The 23,657-nt window shown below is 67.6% G+C and carries 18 protein-coding genes and 1 pseudogene; 16 read left to right on the forward strand and 3 right to left on the reverse strand.

Annotated elements, in window-relative coordinates; translation table 11 throughout:
• The first annotated feature begins 25 nt into the window (after positions 1-25).
• From C1I89_RS12475 to C1I89_RS12490, 4 genes and pseudogenes are all read left to right on the forward strand, one after another.
• Positions 26-553 (forward strand): sigma-70 family RNA polymerase sigma factor, encoded by a 528-nt coding sequence (locus tag C1I89_RS12475; protein ID WP_102773105.1) that lies wholly within the window; start codon positions 26-28, stop codon positions 551-553.
• Positions 550-669: pseudogene (locus C1I89_RS35740) on the forward strand (FecR/PupR family sigma factor regulator); the annotation flags it as partial. The gene C1I89_RS12475 and the pseudogene C1I89_RS35740, both read left to right, overlap by 4 nt.
• A gap of 91 nt (positions 670-760) precedes the next feature.
• Positions 761-1,426: a FecR family protein gene (locus tag C1I89_RS12485; RefSeq protein ID WP_146196901.1), complete on the forward strand. Its 666-nt coding sequence runs from the start codon at positions 761-763 to the stop codon at positions 1,424-1,426.
• A 75-nt stretch (positions 1,427-1,501) separates the two neighbouring features.
• Positions 1,502-4,693, forward strand: coding sequence for a TonB-dependent siderophore receptor (locus tag C1I89_RS12490; protein ID WP_102773108.1), 3,192 nt, complete (start codon positions 1,502-1,504; stop codon positions 4,691-4,693).
• 157 nt (positions 4,694-4,850) lie between these two features.
• Here the strand turns inward: C1I89_RS12490 and C1I89_RS12495 are convergent, their stop codons facing one another.
• A complete protein-coding gene (locus tag C1I89_RS12495) occupies positions 4,851-5,816 on the reverse strand; it encodes an IS5 family transposase (protein WP_102770808.1) in 966 nt (321 codons plus the stop codon).
• A 633-nt stretch (positions 5,817-6,449) separates the two neighbouring features.
• Between C1I89_RS12495 and C1I89_RS12500 the strand changes: the two genes are divergently transcribed.
• The 11 genes from C1I89_RS12500 (at position 6,450) to C1I89_RS12550 (ending at position 21,885) form a co-directional block, all read left to right on the forward strand.
• Positions 6,450-7,709: a nucleotide sugar dehydrogenase gene (locus tag C1I89_RS12500; RefSeq protein WP_102773109.1), complete on the forward strand. Its 1,260-nt coding sequence runs from the start codon at positions 6,450-6,452 to the stop codon at positions 7,707-7,709.
• A 39-nt stretch (positions 7,710-7,748) separates the two neighbouring features.
• Positions 7,749-10,229, forward strand: coding sequence for a hypothetical protein (locus tag C1I89_RS12505; RefSeq protein WP_102773110.1), 2,481 nt, complete (start codon positions 7,749-7,751; stop codon positions 10,227-10,229).
• Entirely contained in the window at positions 10,226-12,283 is a 2,058-nt protein-coding gene (locus C1I89_RS12510) for a glycosyltransferase (RefSeq protein ID WP_102773111.1), read from the forward strand. Before C1I89_RS12505 ends, C1I89_RS12510 begins: the two co-directional genes overlap by 4 nt.
• Positions 12,284-12,325: 42 nt before the next feature.
• Positions 12,326-13,486: a polysaccharide biosynthesis/export family protein gene (locus C1I89_RS12515; protein WP_102773112.1), complete on the forward strand. Its 1,161-nt coding sequence runs from the start codon at positions 12,326-12,328 to the stop codon at positions 13,484-13,486.
• A 7-nt stretch (positions 13,487-13,493) separates the two neighbouring features.
• On the forward strand, positions 13,494-14,831 hold the full coding sequence (locus tag C1I89_RS12520; RefSeq protein WP_102773113.1) for an ABC transporter permease: 1,338 nt from the start codon (positions 13,494-13,496) through the stop codon (positions 14,829-14,831).
• Between the two features lie 9 nt (positions 14,832-14,840).
• Positions 14,841-15,560, forward strand: coding sequence for an ATPase (locus C1I89_RS12525; protein WP_102773114.1), 720 nt, complete (start codon positions 14,841-14,843; stop codon positions 15,558-15,560).
• Positions 15,561-15,681: 121 nt separating this feature from the next.
• On the forward strand, positions 15,682-16,710 hold the full coding sequence (locus C1I89_RS12530; RefSeq protein ID WP_168202219.1) for a sugar ABC transporter: 1,029 nt from the start codon (positions 15,682-15,684) through the stop codon (positions 16,708-16,710).
• Positions 16,703-18,607 (forward strand): CDC27 family protein, encoded by a 1,905-nt coding sequence (locus C1I89_RS12535; RefSeq protein ID WP_102773116.1) that lies wholly within the window; start codon positions 16,703-16,705, stop codon positions 18,605-18,607. Before C1I89_RS12530 ends, C1I89_RS12535 begins: the two co-directional genes overlap by 8 nt.
• A 13-nt stretch (positions 18,608-18,620) precedes the next feature.
• Positions 18,621-19,850, forward strand: coding sequence for a pectate lyase family protein (locus C1I89_RS12540; protein ID WP_102773117.1), 1,230 nt, complete (start codon positions 18,621-18,623; stop codon positions 19,848-19,850).
• 127 nt (positions 19,851-19,977) lie between these two features.
• Positions 19,978-20,907: a SphA family protein gene (locus tag C1I89_RS12545; RefSeq protein WP_102773118.1), complete on the forward strand. Its 930-nt coding sequence runs from the start codon at positions 19,978-19,980 to the stop codon at positions 20,905-20,907.
• A gap of 18 nt (positions 20,908-20,925) precedes the next feature.
• On the forward strand, positions 20,926-21,885 hold the full coding sequence (locus C1I89_RS12550; RefSeq protein ID WP_102773119.1) for a quinone oxidoreductase family protein: 960 nt from the start codon (positions 20,926-20,928) through the stop codon (positions 21,883-21,885).
• Positions 21,886-21,894: 9 nt separating this feature from the next.
• Here C1I89_RS12550 and C1I89_RS12555 read toward each other — a convergent pair whose 3' ends face one another.
• Together C1I89_RS12555 and C1I89_RS35585 are read right to left on the reverse strand one after the other, a co-directional pair.
• Positions 21,895-22,371 (reverse strand): DUF305 domain-containing protein, encoded by a 477-nt coding sequence (locus tag C1I89_RS12555; RefSeq protein WP_102773120.1) that lies wholly within the window; start codon positions 22,369-22,371, stop codon positions 21,895-21,897.
• Positions 22,372-22,460: 89 nt separating this feature from the next.
• Positions 22,461-22,685, reverse strand: a complete 225-nt coding sequence (locus C1I89_RS35585; protein WP_102773121.1) for a CrpP-related protein — start codon at positions 22,683-22,685, stop codon at positions 22,461-22,463.
• A 167-nt stretch (positions 22,686-22,852) separates the two neighbouring features.
• Between C1I89_RS35585 and C1I89_RS12565 the strand changes: the two genes are divergently transcribed.
• On the forward strand, positions 22,853-23,656 hold the full coding sequence (locus C1I89_RS12565) for a nucleotidyltransferase domain-containing protein (protein ID WP_102773122.1): 804 nt from the start codon (positions 22,853-22,855) through the stop codon (positions 23,654-23,656).
• Position 23,657: the final 1 nt, after the last annotated feature.

Consider the following 23,657-nt stretch of genomic DNA (forward strand, 5'->3'; position numbering starts at 1 on the left):
ACGCAGCCATCGCACAGTCCGTTCCATGTCTTTGCTCAAGCGTCGCAGCACTTTCGACCTGTTCTACAGCGAGCATCATGCGTGGCTTTTCGGCTGGGTCCGGCGCAAGCTGGGCTGCCGTTCGTCGGCGGAAGACCTGGCCCAGGACACCTTCCTGCGCCTGCTGCAGCGGGGCGGCGTCGAAGATGTGCTGCAACCGCGCGCCCTGCTGGCCACCATCGCAAGGCGCCTGATCATCGACGAAAGCCGCCGCCAGGACATCGAGCGCGCGTACCTCGACACTTACGCCGCCCTGCACGCCTCGGGCTGCGCGCCCTCCTCGGAAAGCGTGGCCGCGGCGGTGCAGGCCCTGACCGCGCTGAGCCTGGCCATCGACAGGCTGCCCGGGCAGGCTGGGCAGGCCTTCCTGATGAGCGTGTTCGACGGCATGCTGCACAAAGACATCGCGCTGGCGCTGAAAGTGTCGGAGGCCACGGTGCGCCGGCATATCGCGCTGGCCTTGCTTGCCTGCCGCGACGCATTCGTGCAGGCGGGCTGGAACCCGGGGCCGTGAACGACGACAGCCTCCAGCGCAAACTGCTCGAAGAGGCCGCCGACTGGCACGGCCTCATGAGTTCGGGCGAGGTCAGCGCGCAAGACCGCGAAGCCTGCCGCCAATGGCGCGAGCGCAGCGCCCGCCATACTTTCCGCTGGCCGGAAATCCCGCACCAAGGGCCGTCGGGCCCTGCTTGCGCTGGCGCTGCTGGCTCCCCTGACCGCCTTGTTGCTGCATTACGCGCCGCCGGCCTGGCTGCTGGCCGACCACCGCAGCCACGTGGGCGAACTGCGCGAACTCTGGCTGGCCGACGGCAGCACGCTGGTCCTGAACACCGACAGCGCGGTCGACGTGGTCTACACCGGTACTGAGCGCCGCATCATGCTGCGCCAGGGCGAAGTGCTGGTGAAAGTGGCCGCGGACCCGGCGCGCCGTCCTTTCGTGGTCCGCACCGAACAGGGCGAGGCCACGGCCCTGGGCACGCGCTATGTGGTCAGGCAACTGCGTGGCGCCACCGAAGTCCTGGTGACCGAATCGCAGGTCAAGGTCTGCCCGGCGCAGGCCGAACCGTGCGCCGCCGTGCCGGCGGGCCAGGCGGTGCGCATGACGCGCCAGGGCCTGGGGCCTTTGCGCGCGATCGACGCCGACGGCGCCGAGGCCTGGGCGCATGGGCGCATCTCGGTGCGCGATGCGCCGCTGCCCGACGTGCTGGACCAGCTGGCGCGCCATCGCCGCGCCTATTTCTGGTTCGACCGCCAGGCGTTGCAGGGCCTGCGCGTGTCGGGCGTCATGCCGCTGCAGGGCGACGAGGCGCTGCAGGCCCTGGAGGAGCTGCTGCCGATCCGCGTCGAGCGGGTGCTGCCCGGCGTGCTGCGCATTACGCTCCGCTGATTTGTAACGGCATTGCGCGCTTCTCGATGCCCGGCCGTCCTGTCCTTCAGTTCCACACCTGAAGGGTTCCACACCATGAAGCACCTACCTCGCCGACACGCGTTCCGCGGCATTCTGCATTGCGCGCTGACGCTGGGCGGCGCAGCGGCCGCCGCGCTGCCGGCCGCCGCCCTGGCGCAGGCCGCCGCGACGCTGGACGTTCCGGCCGGTCCGCTGGACGCGGCGCTCAACCGCTATGCGGCGCAGGCCGGCCTGGTGCTGGTCTACGACCCGGCCCTGATGCGTGGCCTGCGCAGCCCCGGGCTGCATGGCTCCTACCCGCCCGACGCCGCGCTGGCCGCGCTGTTGCGCGACACCGGCCTGATGGCGCGCCGAGGCGACGCCGGCCGCTACGCCATCGTGCGTGAGCCGGCGGGCGCGGCGCAGCTCGAAGCGGTCACCGTCGACGGCTACTCGCTGGGCGAAAGCAGCGAGGCGCTGGGCGGCTACGCCATACCGGCCAGCGCCACCGCCACCAAGCTCGACCTGTCGCTGCGCGAAACGCCGCAGACCGTCAGCGTCATGACGCGCCAGCGCATCGAGGACCAGAACCTCAACAGCGTCAGCGACGTGCTGCAGCAGGCGCCCGGCATCTCGGTGCAGAACATGGGCAGCGAGCGCTTCAACGTCTATTCGCGCGGCTATGCCATCGACCAGTACCAGCTCGACGGCGTGCCCACGGTGGTCGAGGTTGGCACGCAGGACGTCGCGCCCAGTTTGGCCGACACTGTGGTCTACGACCGCGTCGAGGTCCTGCGCGGCGCCGCCGGCCTGATGAGCGGCGTGGGCGAGCCGGCGGGCACGCTCAATTTCGTGCGCAAGCGCCCGACCACGCAGTTCCAGGGCCATGTCTCGGCGGGGGCCGGCTCCTGGGACCGGTTCCGGCTGGAGGCCGACGTGGCCGGCCCCTTGAACCCATCGGGCAGCGTGCGCGGTCGCGCCATNCTGGTCTACGACCCGGCCCTGATGCGTGGCCTGCGCAGCCCCGGGCTGCATGGCTCCTACCCGCCCGACGCCGCGCTGGCCGCGCTGTTGCGCGACACCGGCCTGATGGCGCGCCGAGGCGACGCCGGCCGCTACGCCATCGTGCGTGAGCCGGCGGGCGCGGCGCAGCTCGAAGCGGTCACCGTCGACGGCTACTCGCTGGGCGAAAGCAGCGAGGCGCTGGGCGGCTACGCCATACCGGCCAGCGCCACCGCCACCAAGCTCGACCTGTCGCTGCGCGAAACGCCGCAGACCGTCAGCGTCATGACGCGCCAGCGCATCGAGGACCAGAACCTCAACAGCGTCAGCGACGTGCTGCAGCAGGCGCCCGGCATCTCGGTGCAGAACATGGGCAGCGAGCGCTTCAACGTCTATTCGCGCGGCTATGCCATCGACCAGTACCAGCTCGACGGCGTGCCCACGGTGGTCGAGGTTGGCACGCAGGACGTCGCGCCCAGTTTGGCCGACACTGTGGTCTACGACCGCGTCGAGGTCCTGCGCGGCGCCGCCGGCCTGATGAGCGGCGTGGGCGAGCCGGCGGGCACGCTCAATTTCGTGCGCAAGCGCCCGACCACGCAGTTCCAGGGCCATGTCTCGGCGGGGGCCGGCTCCTGGGACCGGTTCCGGCTGGAGGCCGACGTGGCCGGCCCCTTGAACCCATCGGGCAGCGTGCGCGGTCGCGCCATCGCCGCGCAGCAGCGCGGCGGCAGCTTCATCGATTACTACCGCGAAAAAAAGGACGTGCTCTACGGTGTGATCGAGGCCGACCTGACCGCCACCACGCAACTGACCGCAGGCATCGACTACCAGCGCAAGCAGCCCACCGGCACGCTGGGCGGGCTGGGCACGCCGCTGTTCTACAGCACGGGAGAACAGGCGGACCTGCGCCGGTCGCGCAGCGTGGCGGCGCGCAACAACTTCTTCGACGTCGAAGCCGTGACGGTGTTCGGGTCGCTGCGCCAGGAACTGGGCGGCGGCTGGACCGGCAAGCTCTCCTTCAACCGGCTGGAAAGCCAGCGCGACTTCCAGACCGCGATGGCTTCCCTGACCGCCGGCTTCGCCAACCCCGTCACCGGCGCCGGCGTGCCGCTCTGGATTCAAGGCGGCAACAGCCGGCAGGTGCAGACCGGCCTGGACCTGCATCTCGAAGGGCCGTACACGCTGTTCGGGCGCGAACACCAACTGGTGGCCGGCGTGTCGTTCACCGAGTCGGACACCAAGTCGGACGTGATGCGCGACGTCAGCGGGGCGGCCGCGGCCAATCCGTTCAATCTCTACGGCTGGCGCAATCAGTCGGTGCATCCGGACCTGGTCAAGAACTACGACAACGACACCTATACGCGGGAAAGCGGCGCCTACCTGGCCACGCGGCTGCGTCCGACCGACAGGCTTTCGCTGATCGCCGGCGCCCGCGTCAGCAACTACAAATGGCACTACCAGCAGTTGTTCGCCGCGCCCGCCAGCCGGCCCTTCGACCAGGACATGCTGGCCGAGGAAAACGGCCGGGTCACGCCTTATGCCGGCGTGCTCTACGACCTGGACGACAGCTCCACGATCTACGCCAGCTATGCGTCGATCTACAAGCCGCAGTACTACCGCGACCGCAACGGCCGCATGCTGGACCCGCGCCAGGGCGAGAACATCGAACTGGGCTGGAAGGGCGAATTCGCCAATGGCCGGCTGGAGGCGTCGGCGGCCGTCTATGAAATCCGCCAGGACAACCTGGCGATCGCCGACGACGGCCAGATCGTGCCGGGCACCGACAACGTGGCGGCCTACCGCGCCGTGCCGGGCGCCAGGACCCGCGGCCTGGACCTGGAACTGACCGGTGAACTGAGTCCCGGCTGGCAGGTGTCCGCGTCCTATGCCTACAACCGCAGCGAGGATGCAGACGGCAAGCGCATCAAGACCGTCATGCCCGAACATCTGGTCAAGGTCTGGACCACGTACCGCCTGCCGGGCGACTGGAACCGCACGGTGGTGGGCGCCGGCGTGAACTGGCAGAGCAGGATCCATTACTCCGCCACGCCCTGGCAGCTCGGCCGCACGGTCACGGCGAGCCAGCCGGCCTACGCCGTGGTCAACTTGATGGCCAGCCACGAGTTCAGCCCATCGCTGACCGCGACGCTGAATCTGAACAACGTGTTCGACAAGAAGTATCTCGATAGCCTGGACACGACCTTCAACACCGGCTACTACGGCGCGCCGCGCAACGCCATGCTCAACCTGAAATACCGCTTCTAGGGAAGGTCTGAAGAACTCGATTTCAAACATCCAAAAATCGACCTCATGACCAAAGTATTCAAAAATGGTTAAAAACTGCTCAAATCATCGCCACTTTCGGGTTGTTTGCACCCCGATCAGGCCCGTTTTCGGGCCTGTTGGCGCTTTTTGGGCGCACTTACCCTGCCACCGCCGTCAACGGGCGGCGTGCCATCCAGATATTGGACAGCGTAAACAACATTTTCAAATGCGCAGTGTTCTTGGCCAGTCCACGGAATCTGACTTTACGAAACCCGAATTGGCATTTGATGACACGAAACGGATGCTCAACCTTGGCTCGAAGACTGGATTTGGCCCGCTCAATGTTTTGCGTCAAACGATCAATTGCGCTGTTACCCAAGGCGCGCCGTTTGCCGGGGCGCATGGCAATGTGCCAGGTTACGTCACGCCCTTGGTGCTCGGGTCGTTTGTCTACGCCTTGATAACCGGCATCGCCAAAAGCCAACGTTTCTTCACCATGCAGCAACGCAGCCGCCTGAGTAACATCATGCTCATTGGCAGCGGTGCCCACCACCGTGTGGACCAGCCCGCTGTGAAGATCAACCCCAATGTGGGCCTTCATCCCAAAGTGCCACTGGTTTCCCTTTTTGGTCTGATGCATCTCGGGGTCCCGCGTGCCGCTGGCGTTCTTGGTCGAGCTGGGTGCATCGATAATTGTGGCGTCCACAATGGTGCCTTTGCGCACCTGAATGCCTTGATCCTGCAACAGCAGGTTGACCGCCTCAAGCGCTTGGTCGGCAATGTTGTGCTGCTCGAGCAGATGACGGAAGTTCAAAATGGTGGTCTCGTCCGGCACACGACCTCCAGGCAGTTTGGCAAACTGGCGCATCGAAAAGCTGTCGTACAGCGTCTCTTCCATGGCCGGGTCCGACAGCGAAAACCACAGTTGCATGAAGTAGATGCGCAGCATCGTTTCCAGCGGATACGGTGGACGACCGATGCCCGGTTTGGGGTAATGCGGATCGACCAGATCGGCAAAGAGCTTCCACGGCACCGCACGCTCCATCTTGGCCAGAAACTTCTCACGGCGCGTTTTCTTGCGTTTGCCAACGTACTCGGCTTCGGAAAAACTCAACTGGCTCATCGGGTTCACTCGGATCGGACTGTTTTCAATAACTTATATTCTGACAGGTTCGTTGGACTTGTTCAGAGGTTCCCTAGGTCCTGCCGGATCCGCTTGCCCGAAGGCCCGCCTGCGCGCGGGCCTTTTTCATTCCGGCCGGCCCTGCGCGGCCGCGTCTTTATTTCTGAAATATTGCCGTGGTGGTGACTTGAATTTGAAGCGGTGACATTTCATTGGGTAATCAGCAAATAACCCCAGGTCAGCGCGCGCATGGTTTCAACCAGATTAATCAAAATCAACAAAAACCAATTTCAATATTTACTAACAATATCCGGGCGCGATTATGTTGCCATTTATGTAATGGATGTAATCGTTTGAGGGATTTCCCGGGGTTTATTGCGACCGATCCGATTTATTTCCACAGCAATATAAATTTTTAGAAAGAAATTTGCTGTTCGGCCCATCTACGATTCGTGGGCTCGTCGCTCGGCAAGCTCAGCCGGGTATCTGGATGTAAACAATCTACAAGCAATACGCCCGTCCAAACACGAACGTATTTCGATGTCATGTCGATTACTCGTCTTTGGATGTCAATTTCTAGTGTCGCACGACACGACGAAAACAGTGAGGTCCCCCGTGGTAAAGAGAATCGCAGTGTGTGGCCTTGGATATGTCGGCCTGCCGGTAGCAGTGGCATTTTCCAAGCGCTTTGATGTCATCGGTTTTGATGTGGACAAGCGGCGAATCGCGCGACTGAAAGAGGGTGATGACTGGACAGGCGAGATCGAACGCGATGCATTGCTTGCTTCCCCCATGCAGTTCACCCACCAGGTCTCGGAACTGGACGGCTGCGATTTTTTCGTGGTCGCCGTGCCGACGCCCGTCGACGAACGCAATAACCCCGATTTTTCGCTGCTGGTGCGCGCCTGCCAGTCCATAGGCCCGGTGCTGCGCCCCGGATGCATCGTGGTCTTCGAGTCCACCGTCCATCCCGGCGCCACCGAGGAAATCTGCGGTCCCGAGCTGGAACGCGCCTCGGGTCTGCGCTGCGGCGTCGATTTCAAGCTGGGCTACAGCCCCGAACGCATCAACCCGGGCGACCGCGAACATCCGCTGGAGAAGATCGTCAAGATCGTGTCCGGCCAGGACGAGGCCTCGCTGGAAGTCATCGCCGGGGTCTACGAACAGATCATCGACGCCGGCGTGCACCGCGCTTCTTCCATCAAGGTGGCCGAGGCCGCCAAGGTGCTGGAGAACACGCAGCGCGACATCAACATTGCGCTGATGAACGAGATGTCCAAGATCTGCGACCTGGTCGGCATCCGCACGTCGGAAGTCCTGGCCGCCGCCGGCACCAAGTGGAACTTCCTGAAGTTCACCCCCGGCCTGGTGGGCGGGCACTGCATCGGCGTGGACCCGTACTACCTGACCTCCAAGGCGCAGGAGATGGGCTACCACCCCGAGGTCATCCTGTCGGGCCGCCGGATCAACGACGGCATGGCCAGCCACGTCGCTTCGCGCGTGGTCCAGACCCTGGCGCGCAACGGCCGCCTCGACGCCTCCACCCGCGTCGGCATCCTGGGCATGACGTTCAAGGAAAACGTGCCGGACATCCGCAATTCGAAGGTGGTGGATCTGTACAACGCCCTGGGCGCCTACGGCATCACGCCGACGGCGTGCGACCCGATGGTCGACGTCGAGCAGATGGAGCACGAGTACGGCATCAAGCTCGTGCCGCGCGAGGAGTTCCGCGACATGGACGTGCTGATTCTGGCGGTGCCGCACCGCGAAACCATGGAAACCATCTGGGAAGACCTGCCGACCCTGGTCAAGCGCGGCGGCATGGTCTGCGACCTGCGCTCGGTGCTCGACAGCAAGCGCCTTTCCTCCGACCTCTTGTACTGGACTCTCTAAGTTCGGGCTCGTCATCCATCACTACAGGAGAGACCCTGAATGGCTGCATTTACCATTGCTCCGATAGGCACCTGCCGCATCCACACGCCGCTGCGCGATGCGGTGGGGCGTTACCCGATCAAGCTGCAACTGGGGCGCAACTACGGCTTCGTGCACACCAGTACCGAGGCGCTGCAGCAGGCGCGCTTCATGTTCGGCGAATGCGACATCCCCACCGACGTCCAGCGCCTGATCTTCCGCCCGTCCAACGGCGAGCAGGCCCGCTACGGAACGCACAAGCCGGCCGACCTCTACATGGTCGAGCTGTCCTCGCGCAAGCTGCTGACCATCGACGGCTATCCCATCCAGTCCAACTACCTGGTGCGCTACTTCAGCGAGTTCTTCGCCGACCGCACGCGCACCCGCATGTTCTGGTCGCTGGCCCATCCCGACCGGCTGGATGAGCGGCGCGCCCAGCTGGAGCAGGACGCGGTCTACAAGAGCCTGTCTGCCGAGGACGCCAGCCTGCTGGCCCGCATCGTCAAGCGCGACCTGCCCGACGAAGAGGTCGAGCAGGAAATGCAGCAGCTGGTCGACCTGCTGGGCAAGGACAAGGTGGTGTTCGTCACCCACGTCAACGCCCTGACGCCGGACAACGTGCCGATCGAACAGCGCCAGCAGCTGATCGCCGCGATGACCGCCGGCGCCGAACGCATCGGCGTGCCCTGCTACGATCCGACGCCGCTGATGAACAAGATCGGCCAGGCCGAGGCGATGGAGCACGGCGGGCTGGACCTGACGCACTACACCTCGGTCTTCGCCGAGCGCCTGGGCGCCGAGTGGTACAAGAACTACATGCGTCCGCGCATGGGCGCGTCCACCTCGCAGCCCACCGCGGCCAAGCTGAGCGCCGAGGACAGCGCCGAACGCATCGAGAAGCTGTGGGATTCGGGCGAGCTGCGCGAAGCCTCGCGCCGCTTGCGCGATGTGCTGCGCCGTCATCCCGGCCTGCCCGACCACGTGCTGCTGTCGGCCCGCATCCAGGAAGAGCTGGGCGATTACGAAGGCTCGCTGGCGCTGCTGGGCAGCGCCGACGGCTCGGTCGCTTCCGGCAGCAAGGCCGAGCAGATCCTGATGCGCAATCATTTCAAGCTGGGCCGCCACGACCTGGCCTACCCGCTGGCCGCCGGCCTGCTGGGCGATGAAATCGAAACCCCCGAGATCGTGCGCACCGCCGCCGTCTGCGCCGGCCAGCTGGGCTATGCGGACGAGGCCCTGAGCAACTGGAAGCGGCTGTTCCGCATCTCCGCGCCGCAGGACGCCTGGGCGCTGGAGGCGGCCGACACGGTGCTGTCGCTGCTGCAGGCCAGCGGCGACATGGAGGCCGCGATCCGCTGGGTGCACGAGGTGCGCGCAGCCAATCCGTCCTACGGCCGCGGTTTCGCGGTGCTGTGGCGCGACCGGCTGGTGGCCGGCGACCGCGCGGGCCTGCGCGCCCTGGCGTCCGAGACGCCCGCGCTGGAGCCGACGGAAGCGCTGGAGCTGGTCAAGGAAGCCTCGTGGCGCGGCAGCATCATGGCGGCGGCCACGCTGGCGGTCTCTTGCGGCTTGAACGACAGCGAGAATGAAGAGATCCAGTCCTGGCTGCAGTCGCAGTCGCCGGTCTGGGCGGAAGAAGGCGCCCGCGCGCTGGAAGAGGGACGCCTGCGCGACGCCGCCGAACGCATCTGCGCGCATCGCCTGCTCAATCCCGAGGCGCTGACCGGGGTGCGCGCCCAGCGCGCGTTCGAGCGCGCCATGCGGCTGGGCGTGCGCGCCGCGCTGCTGGCGGGCAACCACAAGGAAGTCATGGAACTCACGGACATCGCCCTGGACACCCAGGCCGATTTCCCCGAGCTCGACGCCATGCGCGGCCGCGCCGCCGACGCGCTGGGCGACAAGCAGACCGCCATGCGCCATCTCCAGCGCGCCGCGGCCGCCGAATCCGCGCCGTTCAGCGCCAAGCTGTTCTTCGCGCGGGCCGCGTTCAACGGCGGCTGGTTCGGCGAAGCCATCGACGCCTACAAGGCGGTGCAGGCCCATGCCTCGGCCGACCAGGGCGCGAAGGAAGAAGCGGAGCGCCAGCTCGGCCGCCTCGGGCCGCGCGCGATCCGCGGCGCCCGCGAAATGCTGTCTGCCGGCGACCACCAGGGCGCCTGGACCCTGCTGGACCGGGTCGGCCGCTCGTGGCCGGAGATGACGGAAATCGACCACGAAAAGCGCCGCGTGCTGGCCGTGCTGTACGCCGAGGCGCGGGCGCTGGATTCGTCCAGCACCAATGAGCGCCTGGCGCTGGGCGAACGCATCCTGCAACTGGTTCCGGACGATCCCGTCGGCCTGCGCCTGGCCGCCGTCGGCGCCATGCGCCTGCACCGCTTCGAACAGGCCCTGCCGTACTGGCGCCTGCTCAAGGAACGTTCCGACAACCCGGCGCAGTTCGACCACTATATCCAGCGTTGCCTGGTGTGGATCGAAAAGGCCAATCGCAGGAAGGCGGCATGAACCCACCATTGATGACCGAACAGGAGGACCAGGCCTCCCAGCTCCAGCACGTCCAGGCGCAGCTCGAGGAAATAGTCGCGGCGTCGGGGCGGGTTCAACTGGCGCAGGAAAACCTGGTGCGCGCCCACGCGCTGGCGCGCGGCCACATGGCCGACTCGAAGGTGCGCTATCTGCTCTTGCGCCTGAAAGAGGCGGCCGGCCTGAACGAGGGCATGTCCGAGCAGTGGTCCACGCTGCTGAACGAATGCCCGGACGACCTGGAGATCGTGCGCTATTGCGCGACCCGGCTGGTGAAGGAACGGCACCTGGACGACGCGCTGGCGCTGGTCGACCGCCATCTGCCCGAGACCTCGAAAAGCCCGGCCCGGCTGTTCGCGCGCGCCAAGCTGCTCAGCGACATCCGCGCCCATGAGCAGTCCGACGCGCTGTTCCGCCGGCTGATCGCGCACTACTCGGACCGCAACATGCGCATCGAGTTCGCCAAGCGCCTGCGCAAGCGCGGCCTGGTGGCCGACGCGTTCGAGGCCATCGCGCCTGTGGCCGACCAGCTCGCGCCCGGCAGCAAGGCCGAGGAGCTGGCCAGCGGACTGGCCAGCGACTACGCCTTCTACCAGGCCCTGGAGCCGGACCGCGAGCTCAGCGGCAAGGACGTCCGCATCATTTCGATGAAGCATGCGATCCTGCATTTCCGCGGCCGCGAGATTCCCGAGCAGTCGCCGGACAAGCCGGTGTCGGTCGCGCTGGTCACGGGCAGCCTGGGACCGGGCGGCGCCGAGCGGCAGCTGACGCGGCTGGCCAACGAGCTGACCCGCATGGCCGAATCGCCCGAGCGCCGGCCGTCCTCGGTCGTGATGCGGCCTGAGAAAGTCGAAGTGATGGTCAAGCAGCACACCGAGCCCGCGGGCTCGCCCAAGAAGCAGGGCCTGGACTTCTTCCTGCCGGTGCTGACCAAGGCGCAGATTCCGGTCACGGAAATCAACAAGCTGCCCGCCGTCTCGGTGTCGCACCAGCAGGTGCCGGACGCCGGCCTGGGCCGCCTGCTGGAGCAGCTGCCGCCGCCGGTGCACTACGGCGTGACGCGGCTTGCGCCGGTGCTGCGCACCAATCCTTTCGACGTGGTCAGCCTGTGGCAGGACGGCACCTGCCTGTTCGGGGCGCTGGCGGCGCTGCTGGCCGGCGCGCCCACCATCCACCTGGTGTTCCGCGGGCTGCCGCCCAACATCCGCAAGGACCGCTTCCGCGAAGAGTATCCCGAGCTGTACCAGGCCCTGGCCCAGGTGCCCGGCGTGTACTTCGTCAGCAACAGCCGCAAGGCCGCCGAGGCCTATGCGGAATGGCTGGGCATACCCATCGTGCGCTTTCACGTGCTGTACAACGGCGTGCCGGACCTGGCGACCGACGCTTCGGCGACGGACGAGGAAAAGTGGCGCGCCTTCCAGCAAAGCACGCCCGATGCCACCGAGACCATCGGCGGGGTGTTCCGGCTGGAGCCGGACAAGCGGCCGCAGCTCTGGATCAAGATGGCCGCGCAATACCTGAAGCGGCGGCCGCAGGCGCGCTTCGTCATCGTCGGCGACGGCCGCCTGCACGACAACATCGTGTCGCTGGCCGAGGAGCTGCGCGTGACCGACAGGCTGCTGCTGGTGGGCCTGTCCAACCACGTGGGCTACTGGTATTCGCAGATGGACACCAGCGTGCTGCTTTCGCGCTACGAGGGCCTGCCGAACGTGCTGATCGAGGCCCAGCTGCTGGGCGTGCCGGTGGTGTCGACGCCGGCCGGCGGCGCGGGCGAGTGCTTCGTGGAGAACGTCACGGGCCATCTGCTCAGCGACGTCGAGCATCCGGACATGCACGAGGCCTGCGACAAGGTCGCCTCCATGGTGGACCTGGCGCGCAGCGACGCAACCATCAAGGAACAGAGCCGCCATCGCGCGCAGAAAGTGTTTTCGCTGGATGCCATGCTGCGCAAGTTCCTGAGCCTGTGCGTGCCGGTCATGCCGGTGTCCGAGAACGACGAGCGCATCGATTTCCCGATGCAGCGGATGCTGGCCTGAGTCCGCACCGATCCAACCGATGTCCTGGAGATAAAGGTAGTTATGCAAATGAACGTCCCGGCCTGGGGTCCGCGTAGAAAGGCGGCCCTGGCCATGCTGCTGCTTGCCACCGCGACGCTTGCGGGGTGCCAGCTGCCGCGTTCCGGGCCGATGCTGAGCGAGATGACGGGCGCCCACGACGACAAAGACGTCGTGGTGATGCCCGTCTCGCGCGAGCTCGCGCAGGCCAGCAGGGTGCCCGACGTGGCCGATTTCCCGGTGAGCTACCGCGATCTCACGCAGGCCGGGTTCGACCGCCTGGTTCCCGGCGACGGCATCAACGTGAAAGTGTGGGAGCGCGGCGGGCTGGGCGTGTTCGCGGCCGACCCGTCCGGCGTGAGCGACCTGGGCAACCAGGAAATCAATCGGCAGGGCTATGTCCAGTTCCCCATCCTGGGCAAGTTCCAGGCCGCCGGCATGACGCTCGCGCAGCTGCACGACGCCATCGTGGCGCGCCTGAGCAAGCTGGTCATGGGGGCCGACGTCAGCGTGACGCGCGCGGCCGACGCGCGCGGCCAGATGGTCACCCTGCAGGGCAACATGACCAAGCCCGGCATGTATCCCATCACCCAGACGTCGCAGCGCCTGAGCAGCGCGCTGGCGCAGGGCGCGCCGGTGCAGACCAATCCGGAACAGCTGGTGATCAGCCTGCGCCGCGACAACCAGGTGGCCTCGGTGCGGCTGTCGGACATCTACCGCAACCAGAACAACGACATCCTGCTGCGTCCGGGCGACGTCATCACCGCCTACGACTCGCGCGAATACCTGACCGTGCTGGGCGCGGCCGGCAACCAGGGCCGCGTGGCCATCAGCAAGCGCAACTACAGCGTGCTGGACGCGCTGGCCGACGCCCGCGGCCTGGACGACAAGACGGCCGACCCGCGCTCGGTGTTCCTGTTCACGCCCGCCACGGCCGGCGTGGACGGCAAGCCGGACAAGCTGCCGGTGGTCTACCAGTTCGACATGACCCGGCCCGAGCAGGTGGCGCTGGCGCGCGAATTCACCGTGCACGAAGGCCAGGCCATCTATATTTCGGACGCGCCGTTCACGCAGGTGCAGAAGGTCCTGTCGGCATTCCGCGTCACCATGAGCGCCGGCTTCAGCGCCACGCGGGCGATCGACAGCGATTCGGGTTCCTCCAACTCGTCGGCCATCACCCAATAGCGTGTCGATGAGCAACGAGGACAGGATCAAGGGATGGCGCTCGCGCCGTAAAAGCAGCGACTACGCAGTAGGGTCCGGCGCCGCGGTCTGGCGCCTGGACCCGGCCGCGCTGTTCGAGGCCCAGGCCAAACCGGACGTGCTGCTCAAGCCGCTGCTGGCGCGGCTGCAGGGCGAGCCGCACGATTCGGTGGCGGCCCGGCGCGCGGTGTACGAGGCCGTGCAGGCCGAGCTGGACGCGGAGATCGGGCGCAGCAAGGTCGACGAGACGCTGGCCGACTTTTCGCGCCGCCGCCTGCGCATCATCGTGCGCCTGCTGGAGCAGGACATACGCGAGGGCGTGGAGGTGTTCGCGCCCGGCTACATGCCGGCCAGGCTGGTGGCCGAGGACGCGCGCCTGGCCGCGGCGCACGCGCGGCGCGTGGAGCGGCGCAAGCAGGACGAGGCGCGCGAGGCGCGCCGCCATGCCTCGCGCAACGACATCGCGATGGAGATCGAGCTGTCGCCCGACGAGGCCGGCGATCTCGCGACGCTGCGCGAGCGCCTGCAAGTGCTGCACGAAGCGCCGCAGCCGACGGCCGCGCGCGGCCGGCCGGTGGGACGCACGCTGCTGGCGATGGTCATCTACCAGCTGCACGTCATGCACGGCGAGAGCCGCATCGCGCTGCTGTGGGCGCTGGTCGGGCCCGTGGTGCTGCTGACGCTGATTTCGTCGCTGTACATCCTGATGGGCACGCACTTCATCATGGGCATGGACGTGCAGACCTTCTCGCTGCTGGGAGCCACCACCTGGATCATGTTCCGCCAGGTCATCTTCAGAAGCAGCGCGGCCTACGTGTCGGCCCGCGGGCTGCTGAATTTCCAGGGGGTGACGCCGCTGATGTGCGCGCTGGTGCAGGCGATGATCTATGTATCGGTGTACCTGGTGGTGTTCGCGGTGCTGATCAGCGCCGGCCATGCGCTGGAGCTGATCACGCTGCCGCAGAGCTGGGCGGGCTTCGTGCTGTACGTGGTGCTGATGGGATGCTGCGGCTCGGCCATGGGCCTGCTGTTCGGCTCGATCGCGACCTTCTGGCCGTTCTATCTGCGGCTGGCGCCGGTGATCGAGCGCTTCCTGCAGATCTTCGCGGCCGTGTTCTTCGTGTCGGAACAGCTGCCCGAGCAGTTGCGCCCGTGGATGCTGTGGTCTCCGTTCGCCCACGGCATGCAACTGCTGCGCTCGGTCTATTTCGACGCCTACGAATCGCAGGACGCGAGCCTGGGCTACTTCCTGACGGCGCTGGTGTTCCTGTTCGTGGTCGCCCTGGCGGGCGAACGGCTGGCCCGCCCCAATGTCCAGCCGATGTGAGGCAAGACGATGATCCATCTCAATGGCGTGACCGACGAGCCTTATGCCTACGGAAGCCGGCAGCCGCTGCTGTCGCGCGCCACGCTCGACATTCCGGTGGGCCGCTACGCCCTGCTGTCGCCGGCGCCGGAAATGCACCGCCAGCTCGTGGACCTGCTGTGCAATCTGCGGCCGCCGCGCCAGGGCTTCGTCAAGCACGACGGCAACGTCTCGTGGGCGATAGGCCGCCAGGGCTTCATCCGCGGCAAGGCCAGCGGCCTGAGCATGATCGACTTCGTGTGCGAGATGTACGAACTGGACGCCGACGCCACCTACGAACTGGTCGCCGACCTGGTCAGCGACCCGAAGTTCCTGGCCAGGCCCATGGAGCACTGGCCGCTCTACGCGCGGCAGGAGTTTTCGTTCGCGCTGGCGCTGGCGCCGGCGTTCGACGTCTACGTGATCGAGGGGTCCATTCCCTTCGAACCCTGCCGTTTCACCCGGCTGTGGCTGGCGCTGTTCGAAGAGCGGCTGGTCGGCCGGACACTCATTTTCTCCAGTTACCGCCAGAACCAGCTGGCGGACTACTGCTACAAAGGCTTGATTTATGAACGAAGCGCCCTCCGCATCGAAGACGACCTCGACCAATGCCTCCAGAAGTACCCGCCGAGGCGATCAAGAGGCGACTCCGGCGGCGCAGGCGATGAGCTCCTCGCAGGAAACTTCGAGGAAAGCCAGTTCGGCTTCTGAAGGCGGCTCGGAGATCGCGCGCCGCCGCCGCGAGCGCGAGTCCGCGCTGCGCGAGCGCCGCCGCCACCGCTGGATCAACGCGGCCATCGTGGTCGCGCCGGTGGCGCTGGCGCTGGCCTACGTGCTGTTCGTCGCCACGCCGCGCTACGAGGCGGAGTCGCGCTTCTTCGTGCAGTCCGCCTCCGGCCAGCAGGGCGGCGGCGGGGCCGCCAGCCTGATCACCACGGGCAATATGGGCGGCATGCTGGGCGGCTTCGTCGACGGCTGGGCGGTCAGCGAGTTCCTCAAGTCGCGCGACTGCATGCGCCAGCTCGACCGCAAGGTGGGGCTGCGCCAGTTCCTGGCCAATTCCGGCCTGGACCCGCTGAACCGCCTGGACGAGGACTCCAGCGAGGACGAGCTGTACCGCGCCTACCGGGCCGCGGTGCACGTCTCGTTCAACGCGCTGGAGCAGATCGACGTGCTGCGGGTGAGCGCGTTCTCGCCGCAGCACGCCGAAACCCTGTCCAAGGAACTCATCGTCCTGGCCGAGGAGTTCGTCAGCTCCATGAACGAGAAAGGCGTGGCCGACAAGCTGAAGGTCAGCGAAGAGTCGGTCAGGCTGGCCGAGAAAGAGGCGCTGGCCGCGCGCGAAGCCCTGACGGCCTGGCGCACCTCGCACGGCAACATCGACCCGACCGCCACCGTGTCGATGCTGCTTAACCTGTCCAGCCAGCTCGAAACCGAGCTGAGCAGCGCGCAGACCAATCTCGACAAGATCCGCGCGCTGGGCAACAAGGACCACTTCATGCTCAAGCCGGCCGAACTCCAGGTGGCGTCGCTGAAGAAGCGGCTGAAATCGGTGCGCCAGCGCCTGAGCGGCCAGGGCAATACCGAGGCGCAGCAGCTCAAGTCGTACGAGGCGCTGCGCAACACCCAGGCCTTCGCGGATTCGAACCTGACCCTGGCGCAGCAGTCTTACCAGCAGGCGATGACCGACACGCTGCGCCTGCAGCGCTATCTGTCCATCATCGCCCAGCCGGTGCCCACGGACCGGCCCAGCAGCCCGCGCACGGGGATTCTGCTGCTGCAGGCGCTGGCGCTGGGCTTCGTATTGATGTTCATCGCCCGTGTCGCGATGGCTTTGCTGAGGGGATTGCGTCATGGCTGAAGCGCTTATCGAACAACGCCGCGCGCAGGCCGACGCCACGGCGCGGCTGCGCGGCGTCATCCAGGAAATCCTCGGCGCGCCCGATCCGGCGCAGGAAATGGCCCGGCTCGATCCGGCGCTGGCGCAGACGGGCGAGGGCTGGCGCGACGTGCGCCGGCTGCTGGTCGCGCCGCTGGTGCGCGAGCGCCGGCTGGAACCGGCCATCGCCGCGCTGGAGCGGCTGGCGGCCGCCTATCCGGCGCGCGCCGACGACCGCCGCCTGCTGGCCAGCCTGCTGGCGCGCACCGAGCAATGGGACCGCGCCATCGCCGAGGCCGACGCGGCCGCCGCGATCGAGCCCGACACCGCGGCGCTGCATGCCGCCCGCATCCAGCTGCGCGTGCAGGCCGGCCGCAAGGCCGAGGCCGCCGAGGTCGCCCGCGCCACCGTGGGCCTGGCGCAGCGCGACGCCGACGAAACGTACTGGTGGCTGCTGGCTTTCGTGCGCAACGGCGACGCGGCCGAGGCCGCCCGCATCGCCGCGGCGCTGGACCCCGACCAGCTGCCGAACGAGCGCGTGGCCACCGTGGCCCTGCGCGCCCTGCTCGACGACGAACGGGTGGAAGCCGCCATCATGCTGGGCGAGGCGGCGCTGAAGGCGGGCCTCGACAGCGCGCCGCTGCGCACCTCGCTCGGGCTGGCGCTGCTGCGCCGCGGCGGCGAGGACGACCGCAAGACGCACGCGCCGGCGCATTTCGAGGCGGGCCTGCAGGCCGCGCCCGCCGACGTCAGGCTGCTGACGCTGTACGGAGAGACCCTGCTGCGCGCCGGGCGCTACAAGGAGGCCGTCGCGCCGCTCAAGCAGGCGCTGGACCTGGCGCCCGAGCTGGAGCAGACGCGCGCGCTGTACGCCCGCGCCCTGCGCTACACGCAGCAGTACGACGAGGCCGCCGACCAGATGCTGCATCTGGTGGAGAAATCGCCCGACAAGCAGATCTGGCAGCGCTCGGCCATCGGCGCGCTGTCGCAGGCGGGCCGCAAGCAGGAGGCCGAGGCGCTGTTCGAGCATTACGTCGCCCGCCGCAACCTGCAGCTGCCGCCCACCTTCGAGCAGGCCATGGCGCAGCTGGAGACGAAGCTCGACACCGCGCCGATTCCGCAGGCCCGGCTCGACTGGGCCTGGTCGCTGCGCGGCGACCAGAGCGTGGACCGCGCGCAATGGGAGCGCCGCGCGCGCTGGGGCCATCTGATGGACCATCTGCTGTTCGACTGGCTCGAATGCCGCGAGGACGACGTCGAGGACGCCATGCAGCTGCTGGGCGAACTCGACACCGGCGAGCGCTTTTTCGCGCCGCTGCTGGCGGCCGGCCGCGGCGTGGTGGTGGCCACCGCGCACGTGGGGCCGATGTACGCCGGTCTCATGGCGCTGGAGCTGCTGGGCATTCCGTCGCGCTGGCTGGCGACCGCGCCCAGCATCGCGCAGAGCAGCTATTCCGCGGCCCTGATCTCCACCGCCGACCAGACCGAGGCCCAGGTCGCCAAGGCCTGCATGCGCGCGCTCGGCTCGGGTTACGTGCTGTGCCTGGCGATAGACGGCGCGGCCAATCCGGCCGCCCCGCGCACCACCTTCGCGGGCCAGCAGGTCACCTACTCCGGTTTCGCCTCGCACCTCGCGCACCGCCTGGGCGTGCCTTCGGTGTTCTACGCGCCGCGCTGGGAGAACGGGCGCGTGGCCTATACGCTGGAGATGCTGCCTTCGGCCGCGCCCGGCGAGGACGCCGAGGCTTACGCGCAGCGCTGGCAGCAGGCCTATTTCGAACGGCTCAGGGAGCACCTGGCCGGCCCGCCGGAAGACCTGCGCCTGAGCGGCGGGATCTGGCGCCACGTCGCGGCCGCGGACCGATCGGCGCAACGATAGGGAGCGACACGCCATGAAGCCGATCTTGAGCGCAATGCGCGGCCTGCTGGTCCTGGCGCTGCTGTACGGCGGCACGGCCCAGGCCGCCGATTCCTGCGCGACGCCGGACGCAGACTGTCCGCTGGTCTCCGGGCTGCTGGCGCAGCGCGAAGGCTACGGCGCGCGCGCCACGGGCGGCCAGGGCGGACGCTGGATCGAGGTCACGTCGGACCGGGACGCCGGGCCGGGCACGCTGCGCGCGGCGCTCGCGCAGGCCAAGAAGGGACCGGCGTGGATACGCTTCGCGTCCGACATGAGCATCGTGCTGGAATCGCAGCTGCGCGTGCCGTCCGACGTCACCATAGACGGGCGCGGCAGGCGCGTGGCGCTGATCGACGACGGGCTGGGCGTGTACGGCAGCCGCAACGTCATCCTCACGCACCTGACCATAGACGGCCGCCTGAAGCGGCTGACGCAGGCGGTGAACGTGGCCAACGGTAGCCGCGACGTATGGGTCGACCATCTCGACCTGTCGCGCATGTCGGACCGGCTGCTGAACGTGAAGAACGGCTCGACCGACGTCACGATCTCGTGGACCAAGTTCCATGATTCCAACAAGGTCATGCTGCTCAACAACATCACCTCCAAGAACCTGTTCCAGAACTACGGCCGCGATTCGATCGCGCGGGTCACGCTGCACCACAACTACTTCTTCAACACCGTGCAGCGCAATCCGCGCGGGCAGTTCGGCACCTTCCACCTGTACAACAACCTGCTGGAGAACTGGGACTTCTATGGCATGAGCTTCAGCCTGGAGGCCAAGGCCCTGATCGAGGGCAACATCTTCAGCAACGATACGCGGCGCAAGTGCGTGGAGCCCGAGTTCTACCCCACGGTGGAAGGCGTCAACGTGAACTACTGCCGCTATATCCCCATCGCCTCCGAACGCAGCGCGCTGCCGAACGGCGAATCGGACCGCGGCGCGTACGAGCGGCGCAAGGCGCAACACGGCTACACGCAGGACCACAAGGCCTTTCTGCGGCTGAAGGACAATCTGTACCTGGGCGACGCCAAGCCGGTGCTGCAGGATTACCGCCCCGAGGCCGCGCCGACGCCGCCGTACTGCTACGGCTACGAGCGCGCCACGCCGGAGCTGGCAGAGAAGATCCGGCGCTACGCGGGCAATACCGGCGGCGACACGCCGTTGTCCGCTAGGCGCACCGGCGCGGATTGCCGCGCCGCGCAGCCCGCGGCCAGGCCCTGAAGCAAGGGGGAGTGTTCCTCGAATGGAACGCTCCGATGCACGTACGCGCCTATCCAAGGCCGCGACTATCCTCTAACTTGCCGACCTTCAGGCGCTGCGGCGCCCGCCCTGAGGAAAGATCGAAGGTATGTGCAAGAATTTCCGGCCCGCTTTCGTGCCCATCGTGCTGGCTGCGCTGGCTTTGTCCGAGCGGGCCGTGGCCGATGCGGTGGCCTTGCCGCCGCTGGCGCTGGGCAACACCAGCTTCATGGACGGCGTGGCCGGCCCGGGCAGGCTGTTCGAGCTGCCCATCCAGTTCAACCATGCCACCGAGGTCAAGGACGCCGGCGGACATTCGGTCGGCGGCCATCAGCGCATCAGCAGCCTGAGCGTCTTGCCGCACTTCGCGTACATCAGCCATACGAAGATCCTGGGCGCGTACTACGGCGCCGAAGTGCTGCTGCCGCTGGTGCGCCTGGATCTCGACATCGACAACGGCCCGCGGGGCACGCGCACGCGCCAGGGCGATCTGATCGTCAGCCCGCTGCTGCTGCAATGGGAGCCCGTGCAGCTGTTCGGCCGGCCGTTCTGGCAGCGCCTGAACTTCGTATTCAGCGCGCCCACCGGCGACTACAGCGACGACGCCGCGATCAACGTGGGCAGCAATGTGTGGACCTTCAACCCGCACTATGCCTTCACCTGGGAGCTGAGCAAGCGCGTGGAGTTCAGCGGCCGGCTGCACTACGCCTGGTCCAGCCGCAACAACAGCCCGTCGACCGCGCTGGGCGCCGACGACGTCCAGCCCGGCCAGGCGTTTCACGCCAACTACTCGCTGTCGTATGCGCTGGACGAATCCTGGCGCGTGGGGCTGGCCGGCTACTATCTGGCGCAGACCACCGACGACCGCATCGACGGCCGGCGCCAGCCGGGCTCGCGCGAGCGCGTCATGGGGTTCGGCCCGGGCGCCATGTACCGCAAAGGCCCGCAGACATTCTTCGCCAATCTCTACATGGAGAGCGGCGCGCGCAACCGCGCCCAGGGCACGCAGCTGACGCTGCGCTACCTGCATACTTTCTGAGCCTTGGAGGCTGCATCGATGAAAGCCGCAATCGTTCACGCTTTTGACCGTCCGCCACGCTACGGCAGCATGGATGCGCCGCAGCCCGCCGCGGGCGAAGTGCTGCTGCGGGTCCGGGCCGCCGCGCTCAGCCAGCTGGTGCGCGCCCAGGCCAACGGCACGCACTACAGCAGCGGCAAGAACCTGCCTGTGGTGCCCGGCGCCGACGGCGTGGGCCTGCTGGAAGACGGCAGGCGCGTGTATTTCGCGTTTCCGCGCGCGCCCATCGGCGCGATGGCCGAAACGGTGGCCGTGAACGCCGATTACTGCGTGGAGGTGCCCGACGGAATCGACGACGTCACCGCCGCCGCCCTGGCGCTGCCCGGCATGTCGTCGTGGGCCGCGCTGCAGGAGCGCGCGCAATTCCAGGCCGGCGAGCGGGTGCTGATCAATGGCGCGGCCGGCGCGTCCGGACGGCTGGCGATCCAGGTGGCCAGGCATCTGGGCGCTTCGCGCATCGTCGCCACCGCGCGCAATCCGGCGGTGGAAGACGAGTTGCGCGCATTGGGCGCGGACGGCTTCATCCGCCTGGACCAGCCGGCCGACGCGCTCACCGCGGCCTTGCGCGGCGAGATCCAGGACGGCGGCATCGACGTGGTGCTGGACTATCTGTGGGGACCGCCCGCGGCCTGCATACTCGACGCGGTGGTCAACCACGGCCACGGCGAGGCCGCGCCGCGCCTGCGCTTCGTCAATATCGGCATGCTGGCGGGGGCCACCATCGCGCTGAACCCGGGCGCGCTGCGCAGTTCCGGTCTAGAGCTGATGGGCAGCGGACTGGGCAGCGTGGCGAACCGGCGCATCGTGCAGGTGGTCGGAAAACTGTTGCAGGCCGCCGGGCCGGCCGGGTTCAAGGTGGACGCCGAGGCCGTGCCCCTGAGCGAGGCGGAGGCGGCCTGGACGCGGCCGTCGGCCGAGCGCATCGTCTTCACGATGTAGGCGCGGCGTTCAGCGCGCCGCTTCCAGGCGCGCCGCGATGGCGTTCATCTGCTCGATCTCGCGCCGCTGCCCGGCGGCGATGTTCCTGCACAGCTCGATCAGTTCGGCGTCGGTCAGCGACGCCTGCCGGCACATGAGGATGGCGCCCGAATGGTGCGGGACCATCGAGGCGATGAACTGCCGGTCGTCGATCGCGGCCTGGCGGCGCGTGGCGGCGAACGACACGGCCGTCAGCACGAAGAACAGGCAGCCCAGCACGAGGTTCAGCGTCTTGCGCGGAAACATGCCGGGCATGGTCGCCAGCATGAAGATGCCCATGGGCGCCCACATGGTCACGGCCATGTAGAACATGTTCAGGTTGTTGCGGAAGTCGCGGCTGCCGTCGATCATCGAAAACATCACGAAATACATGACGACCAAACCCAGCGCCATGTTGACCCAGAACCTCAGGTAGGGACGGCCGGCGCCGCTGTCGTGCTCGATCATGGGGCGGTTCTCCTACACCTGTGTCGATGCCGCGCAGCAAGCGGCGTGCCCGCATCCGGCGGGACGCGCGCTCGCTGCGGCGAAAGGGGCTAGGCGCCGCGCCGCCTGGCCGGCCGGCTGCGCGCCGGCGGCGGCCGGCGGATGCCGACCTCGGCTCTCCATCCGGCCTCCCAGGCTTCGACCTTGGCCCGCCATTTTTCGGGAGATTCGCCCGTGTGTCCGGGCATCGCATCCGCCCGGAAGTAGGGGCAGTCCCAGAGGGTCAGCCCCTCGCGGGCGGCCCGCGCCCCTTGCTTTCGGATGTCGTCATACACCGCAGCACCTCCGTGGAAGTACAGGCCCGGGCTGGAAGTATGAAATTGACGGATATAAACCGCAATAGTATTGCCGCACGGGTATGCCGGGCAGCGCGGCTATCGGGGACGCTTGCCCGCGGGACGGCGGATTCGGTAATCTGGCCTGCCGGTTCGGAGGATTCATCATGGCAGACACGCTTCCCGCCCTGCACGGCGGGTTCCTGGAAAAAGTCCGCGCGGCGGTGGCGGCGGACCCGCGCATGATCGCGCTGCTGATCGGAGGCTCGTATATCCACGGCGGCCTGGACCCGTATTCGGACCTGGACTTCGTCATCGTCTGCGACGACGCCAGCTATGACGACGTCATGGCCTCGCGCCTGGCGTTCGCCGAGCGCATCGGCGGGCTGCTGTCCGCGTTTACCGGCGAGCACGTGGGCGAGCCCAGGCTGCTGATCTGCCTGTATGGCCCGGAACTGCTGCACGTGGACCTGAAGTTCGTGACCGCGGCGGAGCTGCAGCGGCGGGTGGAGCGGCCGGCCGTGCTGTTCGCGCGCGACCGCCAGTGGATCGAGGCGCGGCTGGAGGCGGCGGCGATCGCATGGCCGGCCGCCACGCCCGAATGGTTCGAACGCAGAGCATGGATCTGGCTGCATTACGGCGCCGCCAAGCTGGCGCGCGGCGAATTGTTCGAAGCCATCGGCATCCTGGGCCTGCTGCGCGACCAGGTGCTGGGGCCCATGCTGCACCGCCGGGCCGGCGGGCCGCAGCGCGGCGTCAGGAAGATCGAGAGGCTGCCGCCGCCGGCCAGCGCGCGGCTGGCGGTCACCGTCGCCGCGCATGAGCGCGAGTCCGTGCGTGCGGCGCTGCTGGCCGCGATCGCGCTTTACGTCGACTTGCGAAGCGACGCGCCGCCGCGCGATCCCGTGCAGGCGATGCCGGACGCACTGCTCGATTACGTGAACCGGCACGCGCCGCCGGCGGCGCCATAGC

The organism is Achromobacter pulmonis (assembly GCF_002885955.2).
Taxonomy (GTDB): Bacteria; Pseudomonadota; Gammaproteobacteria; order Burkholderiales; family Burkholderiaceae_B; genus Achromobacter; species Achromobacter pulmonis_A.

Bases quoted from the DNA above. Each gene is read 5' to 3' on its own strand.
- C1I89_RS12475 (WP_102773105.1), top strand. From the start codon at position 26: ATGTCTTTGCTCAAGCGTCGCAGCACTTTCGACCTGTTCTACAGCGAG.
- C1I89_RS12495 (WP_102770808.1), bottom strand. From the start codon at position 5,816: ATGAGCCAGTTGAGTTTTTCCGAAGCCGAGTACGTTGGCAAACGCAAG.
- C1I89_RS12505 (WP_102773110.1), top strand. From the start codon at position 7,749: ATGGCTGCATTTACCATTGCTCCGATAGGCACCTGCCGCATCCACACG.
- C1I89_RS12510 (WP_102773111.1), top strand. From the start codon at position 10,226: ATGAACCCACCATTGATGACCGAACAGGAGGACCAGGCCTCCCAGCTC.
- C1I89_RS12515 (WP_102773112.1), top strand. From the start codon at position 12,326: ATGCAAATGAACGTCCCGGCCTGGGGTCCGCGTAGAAAGGCGGCCCTG.
- C1I89_RS12520 (WP_102773113.1), top strand. From the start codon at position 13,494: ATGAGCAACGAGGACAGGATCAAGGGATGGCGCTCGCGCCGTAAAAGC.
- C1I89_RS12525 (WP_102773114.1), top strand. From the start codon at position 14,841: ATGATCCATCTCAATGGCGTGACCGACGAGCCTTATGCCTACGGAAGC.
- C1I89_RS12535 (WP_102773116.1), top strand. From the start codon at position 16,703: ATGGCTGAAGCGCTTATCGAACAACGCCGCGCGCAGGCCGACGCCACG.
- C1I89_RS12540 (WP_102773117.1), top strand. From the start codon at position 18,621: ATGAAGCCGATCTTGAGCGCAATGCGCGGCCTGCTGGTCCTGGCGCTG.
- C1I89_RS12545 (WP_102773118.1), top strand. From the start codon at position 19,978: ATGTGCAAGAATTTCCGGCCCGCTTTCGTGCCCATCGTGCTGGCTGCG.
- C1I89_RS12550 (WP_102773119.1), top strand. From the start codon at position 20,926: ATGAAAGCCGCAATCGTTCACGCTTTTGACCGTCCGCCACGCTACGGC.
- C1I89_RS12555 (WP_102773120.1), bottom strand. From the start codon at position 22,371: ATGATCGAGCACGACAGCGGCGCCGGCCGTCCCTACCTGAGGTTCTGG.
- C1I89_RS12565 (WP_102773122.1), top strand. From the start codon at position 22,853: ATGGCAGACACGCTTCCCGCCCTGCACGGCGGGTTCCTGGAAAAAGTC.